The organism is Acinetobacter sp. CIP 64.7, from assembly GCF_000369745.1.
GTDB lineage: Bacteria > Pseudomonadota > Gammaproteobacteria > Pseudomonadales > Moraxellaceae > Acinetobacter > Acinetobacter fasciculus.
This window is the reverse complement of the sequence record NZ_KB850179.1, coordinates 1,077,004-1,095,017: the sequence shown is the minus strand read 5'-3', so window position 1 is coordinate 1,095,017 and position 18,014 is coordinate 1,077,004. Positions and strand designations below refer to the sequence as shown.

Sequence of the window (18,014 nt, the reverse complement as noted above, 5' to 3'; positions counted from 1 at the left end):
TTCTTTATTAATTTGACTTTCATATTTGAAACTAAAATTTTGCCTATCTAAGAATAAAAATCCAATGAGCTGTACCTTCCAATTCCCTAAAGCCCCTGAGCATTTACTCCAAGCCTTGCATGATGTGATTCCACACTGTGAGCTACATGCACAGCAATTGCCGGATACACCCATTTCCCTGTGGCTGATTCCGCCAGTATTCCCAACAGATAAGCTGGATGATGAGGTGATTCGTCGCATTTGGAATGATACACCATACTGGATCTTTTGCTGGGCCTCAGGCTTGGCGATGGCGCAGTGGCTATTGGCAGAGCCGCATCATGTTAAAGACAAAGTAGTTTTGGATTTTGGGGCGGGATCGGGCGTAGTTGCCATTGCGGCGAAAATGGCAGGTGCAAAACGTGTGATCTGCTGTGATATCGATCAAGTTAGTCTAGATGCCTGTCGTGCCAATGCAGAGCTAAATGATATCGAGCTTGAATATCTGGATGACCTATATAAGGCAGAGAAGGTGGATATTTTATTAGCCGCAGATGTGCTCTATGATCAATGTAACCGTTTCTTCCTGGATGAGTTTTTAAAATTTGCACCTGAGGTGTGGGTTGCAGACAGTCGGGTAAAAAACTTTAGTCATCCTCAATATGAAAAACTTGACGAGCGTAGTGCGACGACCTGGCCGGATTTGGATGAATCGCCCGAATTTCGTAATGTCAGTTTCTATAAAACACGTTAAATTTAAAAAATTAAAAAGGGCACTAGGCCCTTTTTGATTGTCTTACTCTGATTAAGTAACTAAGTATCAGAGATTAAGAACAGGTATAACGAATAACCCGCATGGTCGTAGGGCGGGCTTCTAAAGCTTCGCGTGCACCCGGGTTCTCGCTATTATGTAAATCAGGCGTATTGCTCAAGCTGATTTGCGTGCGGCTATTACCCAGTTGGCGGCCATAGTTTTCCTGTTCCGCAGTTGGATTGGAAATTTCATTGGTGCTTAAAATCTGGATGTTGTAAGTTTTGGAATTTCCTAACACGTGTCTGCAAGCGGCTTGCAAGCGATTTTCATCCTGGCTTGGTCGTCCTGAGAGGGTGTAGCTCAGGGTTGCTGTATTGCCTGAACGTTCCAGAATTTCATAACCACTTTGTCCATTGAATTGATGGGGTGTGGTCTGACATGCACTCAGTATAAAACTGCTTGCAGCCACAGCCAAAATTACTGTTGTTCTTTTCATATTTATAGTTCCTGAAGTCTTGGTTTAAGTATGCCATATTTTGCTTAAGCAGCTGCTCTGGTCAATTGTGATCAATTGTTTAAACAGCCAATAAAAAAGGCCGCTTACGCGACCTTTTTTAAATTAAATCAGCAATTAAGCAGATTTAACCGCAGCAATAAGTTCTGCTTGACGAGTTTTTAACGCTTCCGGTAAACGCTCACCTAGCTTGTCGAACAATTCAGTATGGCTTTCAAGTTCTTTGATCCATTGATCTTTATCTTGAGAAGTTACTAGGTCAAATTGTTCTTTAGTGAAGTCAGAACCAGTCCAGTTCAGCTGTTCATAAGTAGGAACTAGGCCAATTGGTGTTTCAACAGCCTCAGCACGACCTTCACAACGGTCAATGATCCACTCAAGAACACGCATGTTTTGACCGAAACCAGGCCATACGAAGTTGCCTTCAGCATCACGACGGAACCAGTTCACGTTGTAGATACCTGGAAGTTTGTTGCCAGCAGCGGCAGCTTTCGCGCCCACTTGCTCGCCCATTTCTAACCAGTGCGTGAAGTAATCCGCCATGTTGTAGCCAGCGAATGGCAGCATCGCGAACGGGTCACGACGAACAACACCTTGTTGACCAACAGCAGCAGCAGTTGTTTCAGAGCCCATCGTTGCAGCTTTGTAAACACCGTCAACCCAGTCAAATGCTTCTGAAATTAGAGGCACAGTGTCTGCACGGCGACCACCGAAGATGAACGCAGAAATTGGCACGCCAGCTGGATTTTCCCAGTCAGCGTCAATAGAAGGGCATTGACCAGCTGCAACTGTGAAACGAGCATTTGGATGCGCTGCTTTTTCTTCGCCAGTGTGTGGTTGACCTTTCCAGTTAGTCAGGTTGGCAGGCGCTTCTTTAGTCAGACCTTCCCACCATACTTCACCGTTGTCAGTCACAGCGACGTTTGTATAAATCACGTCTTTGTGCATGGTTGCCATACAGTTCGGGTTGGTCTTGGTGTTGGTACCAGGCGCTACACCGAAGAAGCCAGCTTCAGGGTTGATTGCATATAAGCGACCGTCTTCACCTGGTTTGATCCAGGCAATATCGTCACCTACAGTTTCAATCTTCCAGCCTTCATAGCCAGCTGGTGGAATCAACATAGCGAAGTTTGTTTTACCACATGCAGATGGGAATGCAGCTGCGATGTAGTGTTTTTCGCCTTGTGGATTGGTCACGCCAAGGATCAGCATGTGTTCAGCTAACCAGCCTTGTTGACGACCCATAAATGATGCAATACGTAATGCCAGGCATTTTTTACCCAACAATGCGTTACCGCCATAACCAGAACCATAAGACCAGATCTCACGAGTTTCTGGGTAATGCACGATGTATTTTTCTTTGTTGCAAGGCCATGCAACATCTTTTTCGCCGTTCGCAAGCGGAGCACCTACAGTGTGTACGCAAGGAACGTATTCACCGTCAGTACCAAGAACGTCATAAACAGCTTTACCCATACGAGCCATTTTAGACATGCTTACTGCAACGTAAGGAGAGTCAGTTAACTCGATACCGATATGAGCGATATGAGAACCCAATGGACCCATTGAGAATGGAACCACATAAAGTGTACGACCTGCCATTGAACCGTCAAATAAACCGTTCAATTTTTCGCGCATGACAGCAGGTGCTTCCCAGTTGTTGGTCGCGCCAGCATCGTCTTTGTTTTCAGAACAGATGTAAGTACGATCTTCAACACGTGCTACGTCAGAAGGATCAGAATTTGCAAGATAAGAACCAGGATGAGTTTCTTGATTCAGCGCTTGCATTGTGCCGTTAGCGATCATCAAGTCGATATAACGTTGATATTCTTCTGCGCTACCGTCACACCATTCAATTTTTGCTGGTTTTGTTAATTTAGCAATCTCTTCCACCCAAGCAATAAGCTTAGGGTGACGAACGAATTCTGGTGCGTTCACTTGGGTCATGGTGAGGCCTATCTCAAATGTGTACAAATTAGATGTACAAAGTACAATCCGAGCAATAAAAAATATCGCCCAGATGAAATATGAAAAAAAGTGGCTGTATTAAAGCATAAAATGATAAAAAAAATAAGACCAAAGAAGTGCTAGATTTCTTTTGGAATATAATGCTATTTTATTTATAAATATAAGTAAAACAACAAGATAAAACTAAATATTTGAATTATTGATTCTATTTATTTAAATGATGGGTGGTATTTATTTTAAAAATTAATATTAAAATCATTATCTTAATTTTATAAGATCTCTAATATTCATTATTGATTAAATAAATGGTTGCCATTTGAATTTTACATAAAGCCACTGTTAATTGTCTATGAATTGGACAAAATGCCAATAGGCTTCAATGAAATTGCGCGAAAAATGTCTAATCAATCTAAACCCTTATCGCTAATTTTTAATCATAAAGCTGGTTTTCGCATACAGGGGCCAGAAGGCATTTATGAACAGCTGATCGATATATTTTCAGCACAGGGTTATCAAACTAAAGCTTATGAAATCAATGATTCACAGCAATTTGATAAAATTATGACTGAGGTGCTTGAACAGCATTTGGCATCTAGCGAGTCAGGAATTATCGTTGCAGCGGGCGGAGATGGCACTTTAAATACAGTCGCCAAACATGTGTTGAATACGCAAATTCCTGTCGGTATTTTGCCTTTAGGGACTTTTAACTATGTGGCCAGATTATTGGGGATTCCGCTGGATTTGCTTGAAGCGGCAAAAGTGATTGCGACAGGACAGCCACAACGTATGAATGTTGCCCGGATCAATCAGGAAATTTATCTGAATAATGCCAGTTTAGGTCTATATCCTTTATTTATTAACAAACGTGAAGACTATAATCGTATTTTTGGTCGCTTACCGCTACATGCCTATACCTCTGCACTGGATGTTCTGATTCGCGACCGTAAAGAATTAAAGCTAAAAATCTGGGTGGACCACAAGAAATATCCAGTGAAAACACCATTGATCTTTTTTGGCAATAATCCCTTGCAACTGGCGGATATGAAAATGCGCATTGCAGAAGCGGCTGAAAAAGGCAAAGTGGCGGGAGTTGTAGTTTCTAAAAGTGATAAGCTTACTTTATTTAAGCTAGTGTATCAGCTGATTCGTGGCAAGATTGACCAGGCATCGGATGTTTATAGTTTTGCAGCCGATCAAGTTCGAATCGAATCCCGAGCCAAGAAACTGATGGTAGCGATTGATGGGGAAATTGTGGAAATGGCCCCGCCACTCAATATTTCTGTATTAAAAGATAGCCTAAACGTAATGGTGCCACATGATCCTGCATCTGTCTGATCTGCATTTTGGAACAGAGAAGCCGGAGTGTTTAGAAGCGATTCGGCATTTCTGTCAGACCCATCCACTTGAAGCCGTCGTCATCAGTGGTGACCTGACTCAGCGCGCACGTTTGGGTCAATTCTTTGCCTGCAAAAAATTTTTAGATCAGCTCAATACGCCTTATATGGTGATCCCGGGGAATCATGATATTCCGCTCTATCATTTGTGGAATCGGCTTTTCAATCCATTTACCCGTTACCAGATTTTTTTTGGTGAATTGGAGCCAATATTTGAAACTGAAAATTTTTATCTGATTGGGGTGAATTCGATCCGACGTCGATATCATACCAAAGGGCATTTATCCCTTGAGCAGATTCAGCGTATTGACCTGACGCTGGCGCAGGCGCCTGCTTCCAAATTAAAAATCATTGTCAGCCATCAGCCTTTTTATGTGCCTTTTCAAAATAAGCGCGGTTTCAAGGACAGCCCATTGATGGCCAAAATTGCTTTAGAGGCCTGGGCAGAGCATGGTCTGTTTGCGGTGTTACATGGGCATCTGCATCAACCGGCGATTTATGATTTGAATCAGATGTTCGGATTGGGGATGGATCATCCTGTATATGATGTACATGCAGGGACTTCTGCGTCAAATCGTCTACATAAAGATGAACCGAACAGCTTTAATCTGATTGATGCCACAGGAAAAATTTCTCAATATTTGTTCGACGAAGCGGCGCAAGCCTTTTTGTTGAAAGCCGATCTGCTGAATAAATAGACGAAAACCTATGATTCGTTAAAAAAAACCAATTTTTTTTCATTTTTGCCCTTGAAGCGTTTTATTCCATCTCCATAAAAGTGACATCAAAAATTTTTGATGATGACCCATGGAATAATTAAGTCGTCATCAGTGACCTAAAAAAGACTTAGTCTGATGGAGTTATTTATGAGCAACATTCGTCCATTACATGACCGCGTTGTTATTCGTCGTGTTGAAGAAGAAACTAAAACAGCTGGAGGCATTTTACTTCCAGGTTCGGCTGCTGAGAAACCTGCTCAAGGTGAAATCATTGCAGTTGGTAATGGTCAAATCACTGATAATGGCGTACGCGCGTTAGACGTAAAAGTTGGCGACAAAGTATTGTTCGGTACTTATGCAGGCACTACTGTAAAAGTAAACGGCGAAGAGCTTTTAATCATGAAAGAATCTGACATTTTAGCGGTATTAGAAGCTTAATCTGCGCTAAAAAAGTTTTATTCATTCCAAATCAGATTTTGTAAAGATACAACAATATTCGGAGTCAAATATGTCAGCTAAAGACGTAAAATTTGGTGATTCAGCTCGTTCAAAAATGATTGCTGGTGTAAACACCCTTGCAGATGCAGTAAAGGTTACTTTGGGTCCTAAGGGCCGTAACGTTGTTATCGACCGTTCTTTTGGTGCACCGCACATCACTAAAGATGGTGTCACTGTTGCCAAAGAAATTACGCTGAAAGACAAGTTCGAGAACATGGGTGCTCAACTGGTTCGTGAAGTTTCTTCAAAAACCAATGACATCGCAGGTGATGGTACAACGACTGCAACTGTATTGGCACAAGCAATTTTGAATGAAGGCATCAAGTCAGTAACAGCGGGTATGAACCCAATGGACTTGAAACGCGGTATCGATATTGCGGTACGTTCTGTAGTTGAAAACATCAAGGCAACTGCAAAACCAGCATCAGACTCTAAAGCGATTGAACAAGTAGGTTCGATCTCTGCTAACTCTGATACGACTGTAGGTCAGCTGATTGCGCAAGCAATGGAAAAAGTGGGCAAAGAAGGCGTGATCACGGTTGAAGAAGGTTCAGGCTTCGAAGATTCGCTTGACGTAGTTGAAGGCATGCAGTTCGACCGCGGTTATATTTCTCCGTACTTCGCGAACAAGCAAGATACTTTAACAGCTGAACTTGAAAATCCATTCATTCTTCTTGTTGATAAAAAAATCAGCAATATTCGTGAATTGATTACAGTACTTGAAGCTGTTGCTAAAACTGGTAAACCGCTTTTAATCATTTCTGAAGATGTTGAAGGCGAAGCGCTTGCGACGCTTGTTGTCAACAACATGCGCGGTATTATCAAAGTATGTGCGGTGAAAGCACCTGGTTTTGGTGATCGTCGTAAAGCTATGCTTCAAGACATCGCGATCTTGACTGGCGGTACTGTGATTTCTGAAGAAATCGGCATGCAGCTGGATCAAACGACGCTTGATCACTTGGGTACAGCACATAAAGTAACTGTATCTAAAGAAAATACTGTAATTGTAGATGGTGCTGGTAATGCTGGCCAAATCGCTGACCGTGTACAGCAAATCCGTGCACAGATCGAAGAATCTACTTCAGAATATGACAAAGAAAAACTTCAAGAGCGTGTAGCGAAACTTGCTGGCGGTGTTGCTGTCATCAAAATCGGTGCTGCAACTGAAGTTGCAATGAAAGAGAAAAAAGACCGTGTAGATGACGCGCTTCATGCGACTCGCGCTGCAGTTGAAGAAGGTGTCGTTGCGGGTGGTGGCGTTGCACTAGTACGTGCTGCATCTGCACTTGAAGGCGTAACAGGCGCGAATGATGACCAAAACGTAGGTATCAACATTCTTCGTCGTGCGATTGAAGCACCGCTTCGTCAAATCGTATCTAACGCAGGTGATGAGCCTTCTGTAGTGATCAACGCTGTGAAGAATGGCGAAGGTAACTTCGGTTATAACGCTGCAACTGGCGAATATGGCGATATGCTGGAAATGGGTATTCTTGACCCTGCTAAAGTAACGCGTTCTGCACTTGAGCACGCCGCTTCTGTTGCTGGCTTGATGCTGACCACTGAATGCATGATCACTGAAATCCCAGAAGACAAACCTGCAATGCCTGATATGGGTGGCATGGGTGGTATGGGCGGCATGATGTAATTCATCATCCGAGCATTTCATAAAAAATCCCCGCAATAGCGGGGATTTTTTTTATGCGTTTACAAAATTATGATGCGGACTTTTTAACTAATTTATAATTTAAATTACTGTCGATTTTTTTACCTGATTTCATCTCGCGTGCTTCAACAAAATTTTCACCAACAAAGAATTTACGGTTTTCAGCTTTGTTATCTAATGTGATGATTGAAGGATCTTGAGGGTCAAAACTGAAACTACCTTTAGTTTCCGTCTCATTATTTCCAGCTTTACCTAAATATTCCTCATTTAGCTCATAGGTTTTATCCGGATTGAGATCTAACTCGACCTTAATCCCTTCACAGTCAGCACAAGGAAAAACACCTTCGTATTCACCAGCCCAATCTAGCGAAGTTTCTGCGCTATCAGCACGGTTCACACTAGTATCCGCGTTATTTTGCTCCATCATGGCTGGGCTGGATTGAGCATTATTACTCATCGGCTCATTATCATTGGGCTTTGAACAGGCGGTTAAAGCTCCTGCAAGAACGACTGCTATCGCAGCAGTAAGCGTTAATTTTTTCATTGTTTTAACCCTATTAAATTATTTGTTATGAATTACATTAAAAGTAGTCAGTACAGATAAATAGGGCAATCTTGTTAAAGTTTGATTCATTAGGTGAATCAGGCCAGAGTTATTGATAAGTGAGCAGGATTTAAGAATTTTTAGCCAAGTTTAAAGTCACTTTATGCTGTTTCGTTAACCAATTCTGAACGCTATGATTAGAAAATAATGATAATGCGGAGGGGATAATGAAATTAGAACAAGAAAATAATTTGATTGCAAAAATTTATGATGCTGCTGTATTGCCATCTTTGTGGCTGGACGTGATCAAAGATATCGTGAGCTATACTAAAAGTAAGAGTGCAATTTTTACCGGTCTGGATCAGCTTAATCCAGGCTATGACTTTGTCTATACGCACAATATCCCGAATGAAAGTCTGGCCGCTTATCAAGAGGAGCGTATCAGAGTGATTGATATGAAACTGCATATGCCCTTATGGAATGCGATCGAGATGGGCGATGCTTTAAGTCATAACTGTCAGCACTATGCAGAACAGCCGGGTACGGATCACTATGTGTTCTATGAGAAGTGTTTAAAGCCTGGCGGTGTATCTTATCTGGCGGGCGTATTGCTGGATCGGGGGAATTATCGTTGGGCGGTACTGGGTATTCATCGTGCACCTGAAGTACAGCCTTTTGAACAGCCTGAGCTGGATTTTCTAAGACGTATCAGTATTCATTTACGCCGGGCTTTGCAAATTCACCGGCAAATCAACTTGATTCAGCAAGATAATTTAAGCTTGTATACCGTATTGGATAGTTTAAAAACCGGAATTGTACTGCTTGATCAAAACCTGTGTTTAAGTTATTCCAACCCCATTGCGCAAAAGATGCTTGATCAAAGTTCATGTCTGGATCTGGATATACATAACCGTCTAAAAACCAATTATAGTCAGCAGATACGTTTTGATCAGCTTCTGGAAAGTGCTTTGCTAGAAGATACGACCATTCAAACTGAAGTGGGTGGCGTCTTGGCGTTGAGTGATGGGGCAGGCTCGCAATTCATGCTGACGGTGGTGCCCTTTAAGAAATTAAGAAATATGCAACATTTACAGTCTGCTCAGCATCAGATTGCATTATTTATGACGGATAAAAACCAGCATTATTCCCTGTCAAGAACTTACCTACAACAGTGTTACCAGCTTTCCAAAAGAGAGTTTGATTTATGTGAGTTGTTAATTAATGGTTATAAAATAGAAGATATTGCAGAACAGTGTGGTATTACGCTGAGTTCGGTACGGACGTATTTTAAAAATATTTATGAAAAAACCCAATGTTGTTCGCAAATCGAACTGATGCATTTATTGATGGGCTGTACCATTCAATTTGAACATATTGATTAAACCGGCCTGAATTTCATATTCAAGCCGGTTTATATGGGTTATTTAACACGTTGTAAAGTTACAGGATCTTCACCTTGCGGATGTAAGATAAGATTGTTGTTAGATATATTGATGCTTGCAATTGTCTTGCTGCCATTTGAACTATCTTGTAATCCACCACACTCGTTGGTATCGAATAATACCTCGGTTGTGGTGAGAGTATTTGCTGACAATGTATATTTGCCATATTCAATCCCTGGCCAACCACAATCATCTCCGCCTTCAGTGTCTAGGAAGAAATAATAGTTAACCTGAGTTCGATATAAAAAAAGAGTAGAAAAAAAAGCCCTGTATTTGTAACATATTGGTTCTCAAGACAAAATGTTATAAAACAAGGCTTTTCAATGGATCATATTACCGAATTATTTTGTATTTTGGATGATTTCTGCAAAAAATTTAATGAGTCTTTAGAGAAAGCTTTAATTTCTGATCAAAAAACCAGGCTGAAAAAGTCAGCTTTAAGCTTGTCTGAAGCAATGACCATTGTCATTTTATTTCATCAATCCGGGTTTAGATTCTTCAAATATTTTTATTGCCAAATGATCGTTCCATTCTGGAAATCTGCTTTTCCTAAACTGCTTAGCTACAACCGATTTATTGAAATCATGCCCCGTTGTTTGCAAGCTCTGAGTAGTTTCTTCCATCAAGTGAAAGGAAAAGATACGGGAATCAGTATCATTGACTCCACTAAATTGGTGGTTTGCCATAATCTTCGGATTAAAAGGCATCGTGTATTTAAAGGTTTGGCCGGTCGTGGAAAAAGTAGTACGGGTTGGTTTTATGGTTTTAAATTACACCTGATTATCAATAATTTAGGTGAAATTATTAATCTCACACTTACATCAGGAAATGTTCATGATGTTGCTGTACTTGAATCTTTAACTAAAGAGTTAAAAGGAATTTTACTCGGAGATAAAGGCTATTTGAGCAAAGCAAAAGCTGAAGCTTTAGCAGCCAGAGGACTAAAAATATTGACTCCATCACGCAGGAATATGAAAAATAAACCTATTCATACTGAACAAGAAAAACAATTGCTTTGCAAAAGAGGATTGATCGAAACAGTAAATGATCAGTTAAAAAATTTGCAGCAACTTGAACATTCACGTCATCGTTCGGTCAACAACTTCATGGTGAATATTATGGCTGCTGTAGTGGCTTATTGCTTGAACCCCAATAAGCCAACTTTCCAAAATATGCTAAAAGGCTAAGTGGATTTCATCGAACTCAGGTTAGTTATTATCAAAGAAAGCAAATAGGTGCGTTTCATTGAGTCGCCACGTGCCGACGAGACTATTAGACTGCTTAACCCGATTTAAACGGTATTCAGTACTAACGCCTGGTTCAGTAAGAATTAATTGAGTTCCATTATAGTTTAAAGAATAAGGTTTATTCTCGGCAGGATGTGAAAGTCCCCATTCACCATTGGTGTCATGCAGGATTTCCGGTTCAATCACGGTTGTTGTTGCATTCCATTTTAAGCGGCCCATTTCAATGCCTGCTTGACCACTCTCATCTTTTGCTTCTGCTTCACCTAGTGCATAGCGTCCATCTTCCAGAATGTGAATCAACACAGCAGTGTTATCGGTACGGTTAATCTCCCACGTACCGGCAATATCTTTATAGAAGGTCGTTTGGAAGTGTGCTTTAGCGTCCTCTTCATTCACTAACTTTCCTTCAGGAATTACTGTTTTGACAATGGCTTCATTTTTAAAGTCATTATAAGGTTGGTCAAAATTAATACTCTGGTTTTTTAAGGCATCTGTAGTGGCCGTACTAATTTGAAGTTTGTCATCTTTATCATCTCCATCTAAGGATTGTAAAAATACCAGTAAGTTAAGGCGAGCATTTTCAGTCTCAGCTAAATCCAAAGGGGTAACACGTTCTTTGGCTTCAATTTCATCACCGAGTTGAACATCACCAATATAAAATTTAACCGTTTCTCCTTCATTGAAGTTAAATTCACCATCGTCATTGGTAAAACTTGTAGCACCACTACTTGTGACATAGCGTACTCCAGAAATCACAGCATCCGTCAGCACCCCTGTCTGGGTTCCAATATTACTTGCAGGAGGTGTACTTGAGTTATCATCCGAACCGCCGCAGGCACTAAGTAACCCCGCTAAAGCAAGGCAAAGTAAAGTTTTTTTCATTAGAATCTTCCTGAAATTTATAATGTGGATTCAGTATAAAAAGACCCCCATATTTGCCATATCCCAAAATGAGGAGGTCAAGAGCTTTTTAATGCATGAATTCTTTAAATTGGAAAGAAATTCCTATTTATATGGGGAAGCAATCTGAACTATCCGTAAATTGATGTGTGAGATAAGTTGAAGGCGGTAAAAATAATCAACTATTCATTTAAAAATTCTAATTATACAAATATAGATTAATTGTTTATTTATTGCTCATAGAACACTATCTATATTTGTCTAGGTTGCTAAAATTCGCGCAATTTTGAATAGAATTGGTGCGTGACGTGTTTGAGAAGTTAGCAGAACAAAGCCTGAACCTGATGGGTTGGGAAATTGATAACCATTGGCCCTTAGATTTAGACCAATGTGTCATGATTGCTGCTCCTCATACCAGTAATTGGGATGCATTGTATGCGCGACTGGCCTTAAAAGCATTGGGCGTAAATGTTCGCTTAACCATTAAAGACAGTTACATGAAATTGCCATTTGGGCCTTTTGTGCGTGCTATGGGCGGTATCGGGATTGATCGCCGTCCTAAACAGCCGGGTGAGCCTCGTCCGAGCATGGTTCAGCTGATGACAGACTTATTCAAGACTCATCCTAAACTGGTCATGCTGGTCACGCCAGAAGCAACGCGTGCAAAGCAGGAACAGTGGAAGACAGGTTTTTATCATGTAGCGATTAATGCAGGTGTGCCGATTGCATTGGCCTATATGGACTATGCCAAGAAGAAAACTGGCGTAGGTAAAATCGTTTATCCGACAGGGGATTATGAAAAAGATATGGCGGAAATCATGGCATTTTATGCAGAGATTCAGCCAAAATTCCCTGAATGCTTTAGTGTAGATCAGCGTTATTATCAGAATTAAAACTGAATTGAAAAAGCAGGAAAATTCTCCTGCTTTTTTATTGCCTAATAATCATGAAGATTGACAGACTTAAGATGCATGTTCAGAAGCGGGCAAAATTCCACCCAGATTTTGGCAGGCATCTTTATACAGATCATATTGCTGTTCTACTACTTCATGCAATGGCAGGTCAAATAACTCTTCACCCTGATGATACTGTTTGATATAAGATTCGACTTTGGATTTGCTGCTATACAACATCTGCTGATAATAGTCGGTCATACTGCTATGTGGCATTTGGGCGGTATCTACCTTGGCACAATGGAAATTTTGCAGTAATTGTTCGGACTTCTTCAAATCGCTGGACATACAACCTGCTTGTAGCAAGGTACTGAGCAATGTCGTGATAAATTTCATGGAAAGTAGACTAAAGGTTTTATGGGAGCGCACTATTGTAGAAGTAAAACCCGGTCACAAAACCTTTTTAATCTACCAAATGGTTAAAAAATAGAACAACAGAATTTGAAAATTCAAGTCCATTCTCTAAACATTTAACCTTTGACCAAGCCACCATCTACAATCAGGTTTTGTCCTGTGACGGCACGTGAATAAGGTGACAAAAACATCAGGATTGCAGCAGCAAATTCTTCTGGTGTAATTACGCGGCGTAAAGGCGTCGATTGAGCAATCAGGTCAAAGACAATGTCAGGTGTGGCCTTACTGGCATCCGTAGTTTGTAACAGGCCACCAGAGAGCATATTCACATTGATGCCATATTGTCCCAAGTCCTGCGCCGTGGTGCGGGTAAAGGCCAATAATGCAGCTTTGGCGGTGGTATAGTCATGATAAGGAACCACCGGATTTTGCACCAGGTTTGTACCAATATTCACGATCCGGCCAAACCCTGCCTGTTTCATATCATCCAGTGCGGCTTGTGTAGTATTTAAGGCAGCCTGTACTGCACCGCTAAATTGCCGTTGCAACATATCCCAAGTCAGCGTTTCTACTTTAGGGCGTGCATCACCATTAAATTCAAATTGAATCAGTGCGTTATTGATTACAGCATGAATCGCTTCCCCGAAATGGGTTTTAGCTGCGGCAAATAAAGCGCGGACCTGATCAGTTTGAGTGACATCTGCCTGATAAATAAATACCTGTTCAGGATACTGCTGGGCCAGCTGTTCAGCTTGCTGCTGACTGCTATGATAATTGACGACCACGCGCGCGCCCTCAGCCAGTAAAGCCTGAGTAATGGCTAAACCCAAACCACGTGCACCACCAGTAACAAGAACAATCTGATCACGAATCTGCATAATGATGATCTATATTTACAAAGATTGGCCTTAACATAGCAGTTATTTCACCGGATTCAAGCTTTAGCGGGGAAGACAGACTCGGCTTGATCTTGTGTTTAAATGAATTGGGACGCTAATAGAAAACAGCCTGCACTAAAGAGTAAACTTAAGATCATGCGTTTGAACAGTAATTCCGAAATTTTATAAAATAGTTTTGCGCCTAAAATTGCCGGAATACTCACAAAAACAATCAGCAAGGCCATATAGGGTAAATGGCTTTGATTGATCAGGCCTTGCCATACATAAGTACCCAGCGTGAAAAGCTGAATTGCAAAATTAAAGTGCCGTAAAATATAGCGCTGCTGGGTTTTGGGTAATTGTTTTAACATCACCCAGGCCGAAGGAATGGCACCGCAAAAACCGCCCAGTCCTCCTAAAATTCCGCCAATAAAACCGATGCAGCTATCAGTCAATTTTCCTGAATGCTGAATTGTTTTGAATTGCGGATTGAATAGCATCACCGGACACCACAGTACCAGAAAAAATCCCAAGATCATCTTAAAGGTATCTGCTTGAATGATCTGCAATAGATAAGTACCCAGCGGCACGCCAATCAGACCAGCAATCAGATAAGGCAGCACCAACTGCCTGGATAAAACTAGCTGCTTTTTTTCCTGACTGAGTGAAATCACATGACTCCAGATCGAGGCAAATACCAGCAAGGGCGCGGCCAGTTGCGGAGGCAGCAACCAGACCCAGAAAGACATGGCGATCAGGGCAAAGGCAAAGCCGGTCAGCCCCTGGACAAAACCTGCGACCATTGCACCAAGAATAAATAACAGCCAAGTCATAAAGATCAGGTCATAAGCAAAGGCAGCAGTATTCTCAAGATTTAAACAAAAGCCAAGCTTCCATTTAGCTGGATTTATGCAAATGAAAGTTCAAATTCTCATAAAAGCATGAATGCTAATTAAGAAAAAAGAGGTTTACGGCCATGCATAAAACATGCATAAATCTCTACAAGAGTGCAACAATGGCTCCGTTCACTCTCCATGAACTCGCCTGATACTGACAGAGTGCAGTAAGAGGTGATGGACATGATGAAAAAAGTGATATTACTTTCTGTATTGGCTGTGTCATTAACCGGTTGTGTGGTTGATCCTTGGGATGATGATTATCGTGGCAACAGAGATCGTAATGGACATTATGATCGAGACCACAGAGATCATGACTGGAAAAATAAGGACCATAAAGATCATCGGGATTGGAAACGTGGTGACCGAGATAACCGCGACTGGCGCCGTAATCGTTAATCACAGTCTTTAAATTTGACTGACTACAATGACAAAAAGGATTCCACTGAGGAATCCTTTTTTAATGTCTTTTCAAAACAATTTAAATCAAGAAATACTTTTTTGATAAAGCCCCGCACGAACTGTACCGGCTTTGGTATTTTTAATTAAACGCCATGAGGACGGTAATTTAAGTAATTGTAAATCACGATCTGCTTCTACATAAATATAGGCATTGTCCTTGATCAGAGGATCTGCCTTTAGCGCTAGTTCTTCCCATAAATCCAGGCTATATGGCGGATCTAGAAAAACCAGATCAAACTGTGCCTGAAGGGTAGACAAAGCTTGCTGCGCCGTAGCCACTTTTAATTGTGCACGTGCTTTGGTGACTTTTAAAAGTTCCAGATTTTGGGTCAGAAATTGTGCCTGAGTACGATCCGGCTCAATCATCACCACTGATGCAGCACCACGCGATAATGCCTCAAACGCCAATGCCCCAGAACCGGCACAAATATCCAACACCTGGGCATTTTGTACATCCCACATCAGCCAATTAAACAGTGTTTCCCGAACACGGTCAGGCGTCGGGCGCAAACCCTCAATGCTGGCAAAAGGCAGTTGGCGGCGTTTCCAGTCACCACCAATAATTCGAAGCTGGTTTTTCATCTTTAATCTCGCTCTACCGGTGTCGGAGCAGGTGTTGCTGCGGGAGATGCAGCCGTATTTGCAGAAGTCGGAGCAGCATTGTCGGGCTGGTCACTGGCTGGAACGGCACTAGAGGCTGCATCCTGACTCAACATGCCTGCACCACTTGGCAATTCAGCTGGCTTGATTCCGGCCGTCATCAGACCACCACTTAATTGGTGGCCTTGTGGGCGTACCGGATTTTTATCTTTATGCAGTAACCAGTAATCAAAAATTGGACGGGCCAGAGCCGTTGCGGCACTACCACCGCGACCATTTTCCAGAATAACTGCAATCGCGATTTCAGGATTTTCAGCAGGTGCAAAACCGACAAACAGGCCATGATCCAGCTGACGGTCAGTCAATAAGGATTCATTATAGCGCTTGCCCTGAGCAATACTTTTTACCTGTGCCGTACCCGTTTTTCCGGCAATAGAATATTGTAAGCCGCTTTTGATGCCTCGGCCTGTACCGGATTGAATTACGTCCACCATCGCATCACGCATTTTGATCCAGTCTTCTTCCTGACCATTAAAATCGATCTTGCCATGCGTGCCATTATGCACCTTGAACGGTTTGGCACCGCGACTTTCGCGCAGAACATGGGGAATGACTTTATTGCCATGGTTGGCGGTAATGGCTGTGGCCATAGCCAGCTGCAATGGCGTTGAAGTAAAAGCACCCTGACCAATACTGACAGAAATGGTTTCACCACGTGACCATTTGGCCTTGCGGGTACGCATTTTCCATTCCGGGTTTGGATACAGTCCTGAGCTTTCACTTGGTAAGTCCACGCCGGTTTTTTCCCCAAAGCCAAACTGACGCATCCAGGTATTCATTTTTTCAATACCCATGCGGTAGGACATGACATAGAAATAAGTATCACAGGAGACGACTTGGGCCTTATGCATATTCACTGCGCCATGCCCGGATTTTTTATGGTCACGGAAACGGTGACTGTCTCCCGGCAGGCTGAAATAACCCGGATCAGAAATAGTGGTATCCCAGTCCACCAAACCATGATGCAGACCACCGAGTGCAAACATTGGTTTAATAGTAGAGCCAGGCGGATAAACCCCTTGCACGGCACGGTTATATAAAGGTTGATCAAGGTTATCACGCAGGAACGAATAATCTTTGGTGCTGATCCCGGTCACAAACAGGTTAGGGTTAAAACTTGGACTGGAGACCAGCGCCAGAATTTCCCCGGTTTTGGGATTCATCGCCACAATCGCGCCACGACGCCCGGCCAGTTGCTCCGAAGCGACTACCTGCAAGCCGTAATCCAGTGACAGGAACAGATCATTACCACGTACCGGATCTTTACGGCCCAAATGACGCAGCACATTACCAAAGGCATCTGCTTCTACCGATTCATTTCCCGGCACACCATGTAAAAGTTCTTCATAAGATTTTTCTACCCCGATTTTTCCGATCAGGTTGGTTCCGGCATAGAGATCCTTATCAATGGCTTTCAGTTCTTTGTCATTAATACGACCGACATAACCAATCACATGTGCGAACAGATCGCCATGCGGATAATAGCGAGTCATCTGGGTTTCAATATTCACGCCCGGAAACTGATATTTCACTTCACTAAAACGGGCAATATCATTTTCGTTCAGATTGAGCTTGATTGAAACCCGTTCGGTTTTACGCGCTGTTTTAATCCGGGTTTGAAAGCGTTCAAGATCTTCTTCGGTCAGTTCCAGAATCGGTTTGAGGCGTTCGAGCGTCTGGTCGATATCCTGTACGTCGGCACGACTTAAAGTGGCAGTAAATACTGGGTAATTATCGGCCAGCAGAACGCCGTTACGGTCATAAATATAACCGCGCGCTGGAGGCAAGGGCTGTAGACGAATCCGGTTCTCATCAGAAGCTGTAGTAAAGCTTTCAAAGTTGAACAGTTGCAAATAGGCATAGCGGCTGACCAGCAGCAGCATAAAGAAAATGACAATCCCCATGGAAATCAAGACTCGACTGCGATAGATGCGCTTTTCTTGTTGTGCGTTTTTTAAAGGAAAGTGCTGCTTCATACGCGATCGACTTAAGACCTGAGAGTGGTAGAAAAGAATCAAAGTGGAGTATTCTAACGCAACTGCACTTGATTTGATAATGAAAAACTGCCCTTACAATCAGTTCCTTTAAGCTTTGACTTTGCAGACATTAAAATTGTAAAGTGCTGTATATAAGAGTTGTGATAATTCTGCTAGAGTAAAATCTAATAAAAATAGGACTATACCAAAAAC

General features: G+C 42.1%; 18 protein-coding genes and 1 pseudogene. 9 read left to right on the top strand and 10 right to left on the bottom strand.

What is annotated here, in order from left to right; all coding sequences use genetic code 11:
• Positions 1–64: 64 nt before the first annotated feature.
• Entirely contained in the window at positions 65–733 is a 669-nt protein-coding gene (locus tag F890_RS11865; protein ID WP_004730236.1) for a class I SAM-dependent methyltransferase, read from the top strand.
• 73 nt (positions 734–806) lie between these two features.
• Here F890_RS11865 and F890_RS11860 read toward each other — a convergent pair whose 3' ends face one another.
• Together F890_RS11860 and F890_RS11855 are read right to left on the bottom strand one after the other, a co-directional pair.
• Positions 807–1,229, bottom strand: a complete 423-nt coding sequence (locus F890_RS11860; RefSeq protein WP_004730234.1) for a hypothetical protein — start codon at positions 1,227–1,229, stop codon at positions 807–809.
• Positions 1,230–1,364: 135 nt separating this feature from the next.
• Positions 1,365–3,194 (bottom strand): phosphoenolpyruvate carboxykinase (GTP), encoded by a 1,830-nt coding sequence (locus F890_RS11855; protein WP_004730232.1) that lies wholly within the window; start codon positions 3,192–3,194, stop codon positions 1,365–1,367.
• A 417-nt stretch (positions 3,195–3,611) separates the two neighbouring features.
• Between F890_RS11855 and F890_RS11850 the strand changes: the two genes are divergently transcribed.
• The 4 genes from F890_RS11850 to groL all read left to right on the top strand — a co-directional run bounded on the left by F890_RS11850 (position 3,612) and on the right by groL (position 7,471).
• The gene (locus F890_RS11850) at positions 3,612–4,550 is read left to right on the top strand and encodes a diacylglycerol/lipid kinase family protein (RefSeq protein WP_034619166.1); all 939 of its coding nucleotides are present in this window, start codon (positions 3,612–3,614) and stop codon (positions 4,548–4,550) included.
• Positions 4,531–5,307 carry a metallophosphoesterase family protein gene (locus F890_RS11845; protein WP_005267062.1) on the top strand — a complete coding sequence of 259 codons (777 nt, stop codon included), beginning with the start codon at positions 4,531–4,533 and terminating at the stop codon, positions 5,305–5,307. The genes F890_RS11850 and F890_RS11845 overlap by 20 nt, the downstream gene beginning before the upstream one ends.
• Positions 5,308–5,475: 168 nt before the next feature.
• Positions 5,476–5,766: a co-chaperone GroES gene (locus F890_RS11840; protein WP_004646315.1), complete on the top strand. Its 291-nt coding sequence runs from the start codon at positions 5,476–5,478 to the stop codon at positions 5,764–5,766.
• Between the two features lie 70 nt (positions 5,767–5,836).
• Positions 5,837–7,471, top strand: a complete 1,635-nt coding sequence (gene groL / locus F890_RS11835) for a chaperonin GroEL (RefSeq protein ID WP_004279474.1) — start codon at positions 5,837–5,839, stop codon at positions 7,469–7,471.
• 67 nt (positions 7,472–7,538) lie between these two features.
• On the opposite strand, the gene F890_RS11830 is transcribed toward groL, so the two are convergent.
• Positions 7,539–8,033: a copper resistance protein NlpE gene (locus tag F890_RS11830; protein WP_005107501.1), complete on the bottom strand. Its 495-nt coding sequence runs from the start codon at positions 8,031–8,033 to the stop codon at positions 7,539–7,541.
• A gap of 227 nt (positions 8,034–8,260) precedes the next feature.
• Between F890_RS11830 and F890_RS11825 the strand changes: the two genes are divergently transcribed.
• A complete protein-coding gene (locus F890_RS11825) occupies positions 8,261–9,415 on the top strand; it encodes a LuxR C-terminal-related transcriptional regulator (protein ID WP_005267061.1) in 1,155 nt (384 codons plus the stop codon).
• Between the two features lie 38 nt (positions 9,416–9,453).
• Here F890_RS11825 and F890_RS19115 read toward each other — a convergent pair.
• Positions 9,454–9,702 (bottom strand): annotated as a pseudogene (locus F890_RS19115) (hypothetical protein); the annotation flags it as partial.
• Positions 9,703–9,798: 96 nt separating this feature from the next.
• Between F890_RS19115 and F890_RS11820 the strand changes: the two are divergent.
• The gene (locus F890_RS11820; protein WP_005265583.1) at positions 9,799–10,662 is read left to right on the top strand and encodes an IS982 family transposase; all 864 of its coding nucleotides are present in this window, start codon (positions 9,799–9,801) and stop codon (positions 10,660–10,662) included.
• Positions 10,663–10,683: 21 nt separating this feature from the next.
• On the opposite strand, the gene F890_RS11815 is transcribed toward F890_RS11820, so the two are convergent.
• Complete coding sequence (locus tag F890_RS11815; protein ID WP_005267060.1) at positions 10,684–11,604, bottom strand: hypothetical protein; 921 nt, start codon at positions 11,602–11,604, stop codon at positions 10,684–10,686.
• 362 nt (positions 11,605–11,966) lie between these two features.
• Here F890_RS11815 and F890_RS11810 point away from each other — a divergent pair, with 362 nt between their 5' ends.
• Positions 11,967–12,515: a 1-acyl-sn-glycerol-3-phosphate acyltransferase gene (locus F890_RS11810; RefSeq protein WP_005246937.1), complete on the top strand. Its 549-nt coding sequence runs from the start codon at positions 11,967–11,969 to the stop codon at positions 12,513–12,515.
• 69 nt (positions 12,516–12,584) lie between these two features.
• Here the strand turns inward: F890_RS11810 and F890_RS11805 are convergent, their stop codons facing one another.
• The 3 genes from F890_RS11805 to F890_RS11795 all read right to left on the bottom strand — a co-directional run bounded on the left by F890_RS11805 (position 12,585) and on the right by F890_RS11795 (position 14,640).
• Positions 12,585–12,911, bottom strand: a complete 327-nt coding sequence (locus F890_RS11805) for a hypothetical protein (protein WP_026056522.1) — start codon at positions 12,909–12,911, stop codon at positions 12,585–12,587.
• Positions 12,912–13,045: 134 nt separating this feature from the next.
• Positions 13,046–13,807, bottom strand: a complete 762-nt coding sequence (locus F890_RS11800) for a 3-oxoacyl-ACP reductase (protein ID WP_005246935.1) — start codon at positions 13,805–13,807, stop codon at positions 13,046–13,048.
• A gap of 98 nt (positions 13,808–13,905) precedes the next feature.
• A complete protein-coding gene (locus F890_RS11795; RefSeq protein WP_005267057.1) occupies positions 13,906–14,640 on the bottom strand; it encodes a sulfite exporter TauE/SafE family protein in 735 nt (244 codons plus the stop codon).
• 246 nt (positions 14,641–14,886) lie between these two features.
• Between F890_RS11795 and F890_RS11790 the strand changes: the two genes are divergently transcribed.
• Positions 14,887–15,102, top strand: coding sequence for a hypothetical protein (locus F890_RS11790; RefSeq protein ID WP_005267056.1), 216 nt, complete (start codon positions 14,887–14,889; stop codon positions 15,100–15,102).
• A gap of 87 nt (positions 15,103–15,189) precedes the next feature.
• Here F890_RS11790 and rsmD read toward each other — a convergent pair whose 3' ends face one another.
• Positions 15,190–15,747, bottom strand: a complete 558-nt coding sequence (rsmD, locus tag F890_RS11785; RefSeq protein ID WP_004279484.1) for a 16S rRNA (guanine(966)-N(2))-methyltransferase RsmD — start codon at positions 15,745–15,747, stop codon at positions 15,190–15,192.
• A gap of 2 nt (positions 15,748–15,749) precedes the next feature.
• Positions 15,750–17,801 (bottom strand): penicillin-binding protein 2, encoded by a 2,052-nt coding sequence (gene mrdA, locus F890_RS11780; protein ID WP_004279485.1) that lies wholly within the window; start codon positions 17,799–17,801, stop codon positions 15,750–15,752.
• Positions 17,802–18,014: the final 213 nt, after the last annotated feature.

Coding starts and splice junctions, on each gene's coding strand:
- F890_RS11860 (WP_004730234.1), bottom strand. CDS start 1,229: ATGAAAAGAACAACAGTAATTTTGGCTGTGGCTGCAAGCAGTTTTATA.
- F890_RS11820 (WP_005265583.1), top strand. CDS start 9,799: ATGGATCATATTACCGAATTATTTTGTATTTTGGATGATTTCTGCAAA.
- rsmD (WP_004279484.1), bottom strand. CDS start 15,747: ATGAAAAACCAGCTTCGAATTATTGGTGGTGACTGGAAACGCCGCCAA.
- F890_RS11810 (WP_005246937.1), top strand. CDS start 11,967: ATGGGTTGGGAAATTGATAACCATTGGCCCTTAGATTTAGACCAATGT.
- F890_RS11800 (WP_005246935.1), bottom strand. CDS start 13,807: ATGCAGATTCGTGATCAGATTGTTCTTGTTACTGGTGGTGCACGTGGT.
- mrdA (WP_004279485.1), bottom strand. CDS start 17,801: ATGAAGCAGCACTTTCCTTTAAAAAACGCACAACAAGAAAAGCGCATC.
- F890_RS11850 (WP_034619166.1), top strand. CDS start 3,612: ATGTCTAATCAATCTAAACCCTTATCGCTAATTTTTAATCATAAAGCT.
- F890_RS11840 (WP_004646315.1), top strand. CDS start 5,476: ATGAGCAACATTCGTCCATTACATGACCGCGTTGTTATTCGTCGTGTT.
- F890_RS11845 (WP_005267062.1), top strand. CDS start 4,531: ATGATCCTGCATCTGTCTGATCTGCATTTTGGAACAGAGAAGCCGGAG.
- F890_RS11805 (WP_026056522.1), bottom strand. CDS start 12,911: ATGAAATTTATCACGACATTGCTCAGTACCTTGCTACAAGCAGGTTGT.
- F890_RS11815 (WP_005267060.1), bottom strand. CDS start 11,604: ATGAAAAAAACTTTACTTTGCCTTGCTTTAGCGGGGTTACTTAGTGCC.
- F890_RS11795 (WP_005267057.1), bottom strand. CDS start 14,640: ATGACTTGGCTGTTATTTATTCTTGGTGCAATGGTCGCAGGTTTTGTC.
- F890_RS11830 (WP_005107501.1), bottom strand. CDS start 8,033: ATGAAAAAATTAACGCTTACTGCTGCGATAGCAGTCGTTCTTGCAGGA.
- groL (WP_004279474.1), top strand. CDS start 5,837: ATGTCAGCTAAAGACGTAAAATTTGGTGATTCAGCTCGTTCAAAAATG.
- F890_RS11790 (WP_005267056.1), top strand. CDS start 14,887: ATGATGAAAAAAGTGATATTACTTTCTGTATTGGCTGTGTCATTAACC.
- F890_RS11865 (WP_004730236.1), top strand. CDS start 65: ATGAGCTGTACCTTCCAATTCCCTAAAGCCCCTGAGCATTTACTCCAA.
- F890_RS11825 (WP_005267061.1), top strand. CDS start 8,261: ATGAAATTAGAACAAGAAAATAATTTGATTGCAAAAATTTATGATGCT.
- F890_RS11855 (WP_004730232.1), bottom strand. CDS start 3,194: ATGACCCAAGTGAACGCACCAGAATTCGTTCGTCACCCTAAGCTTATT.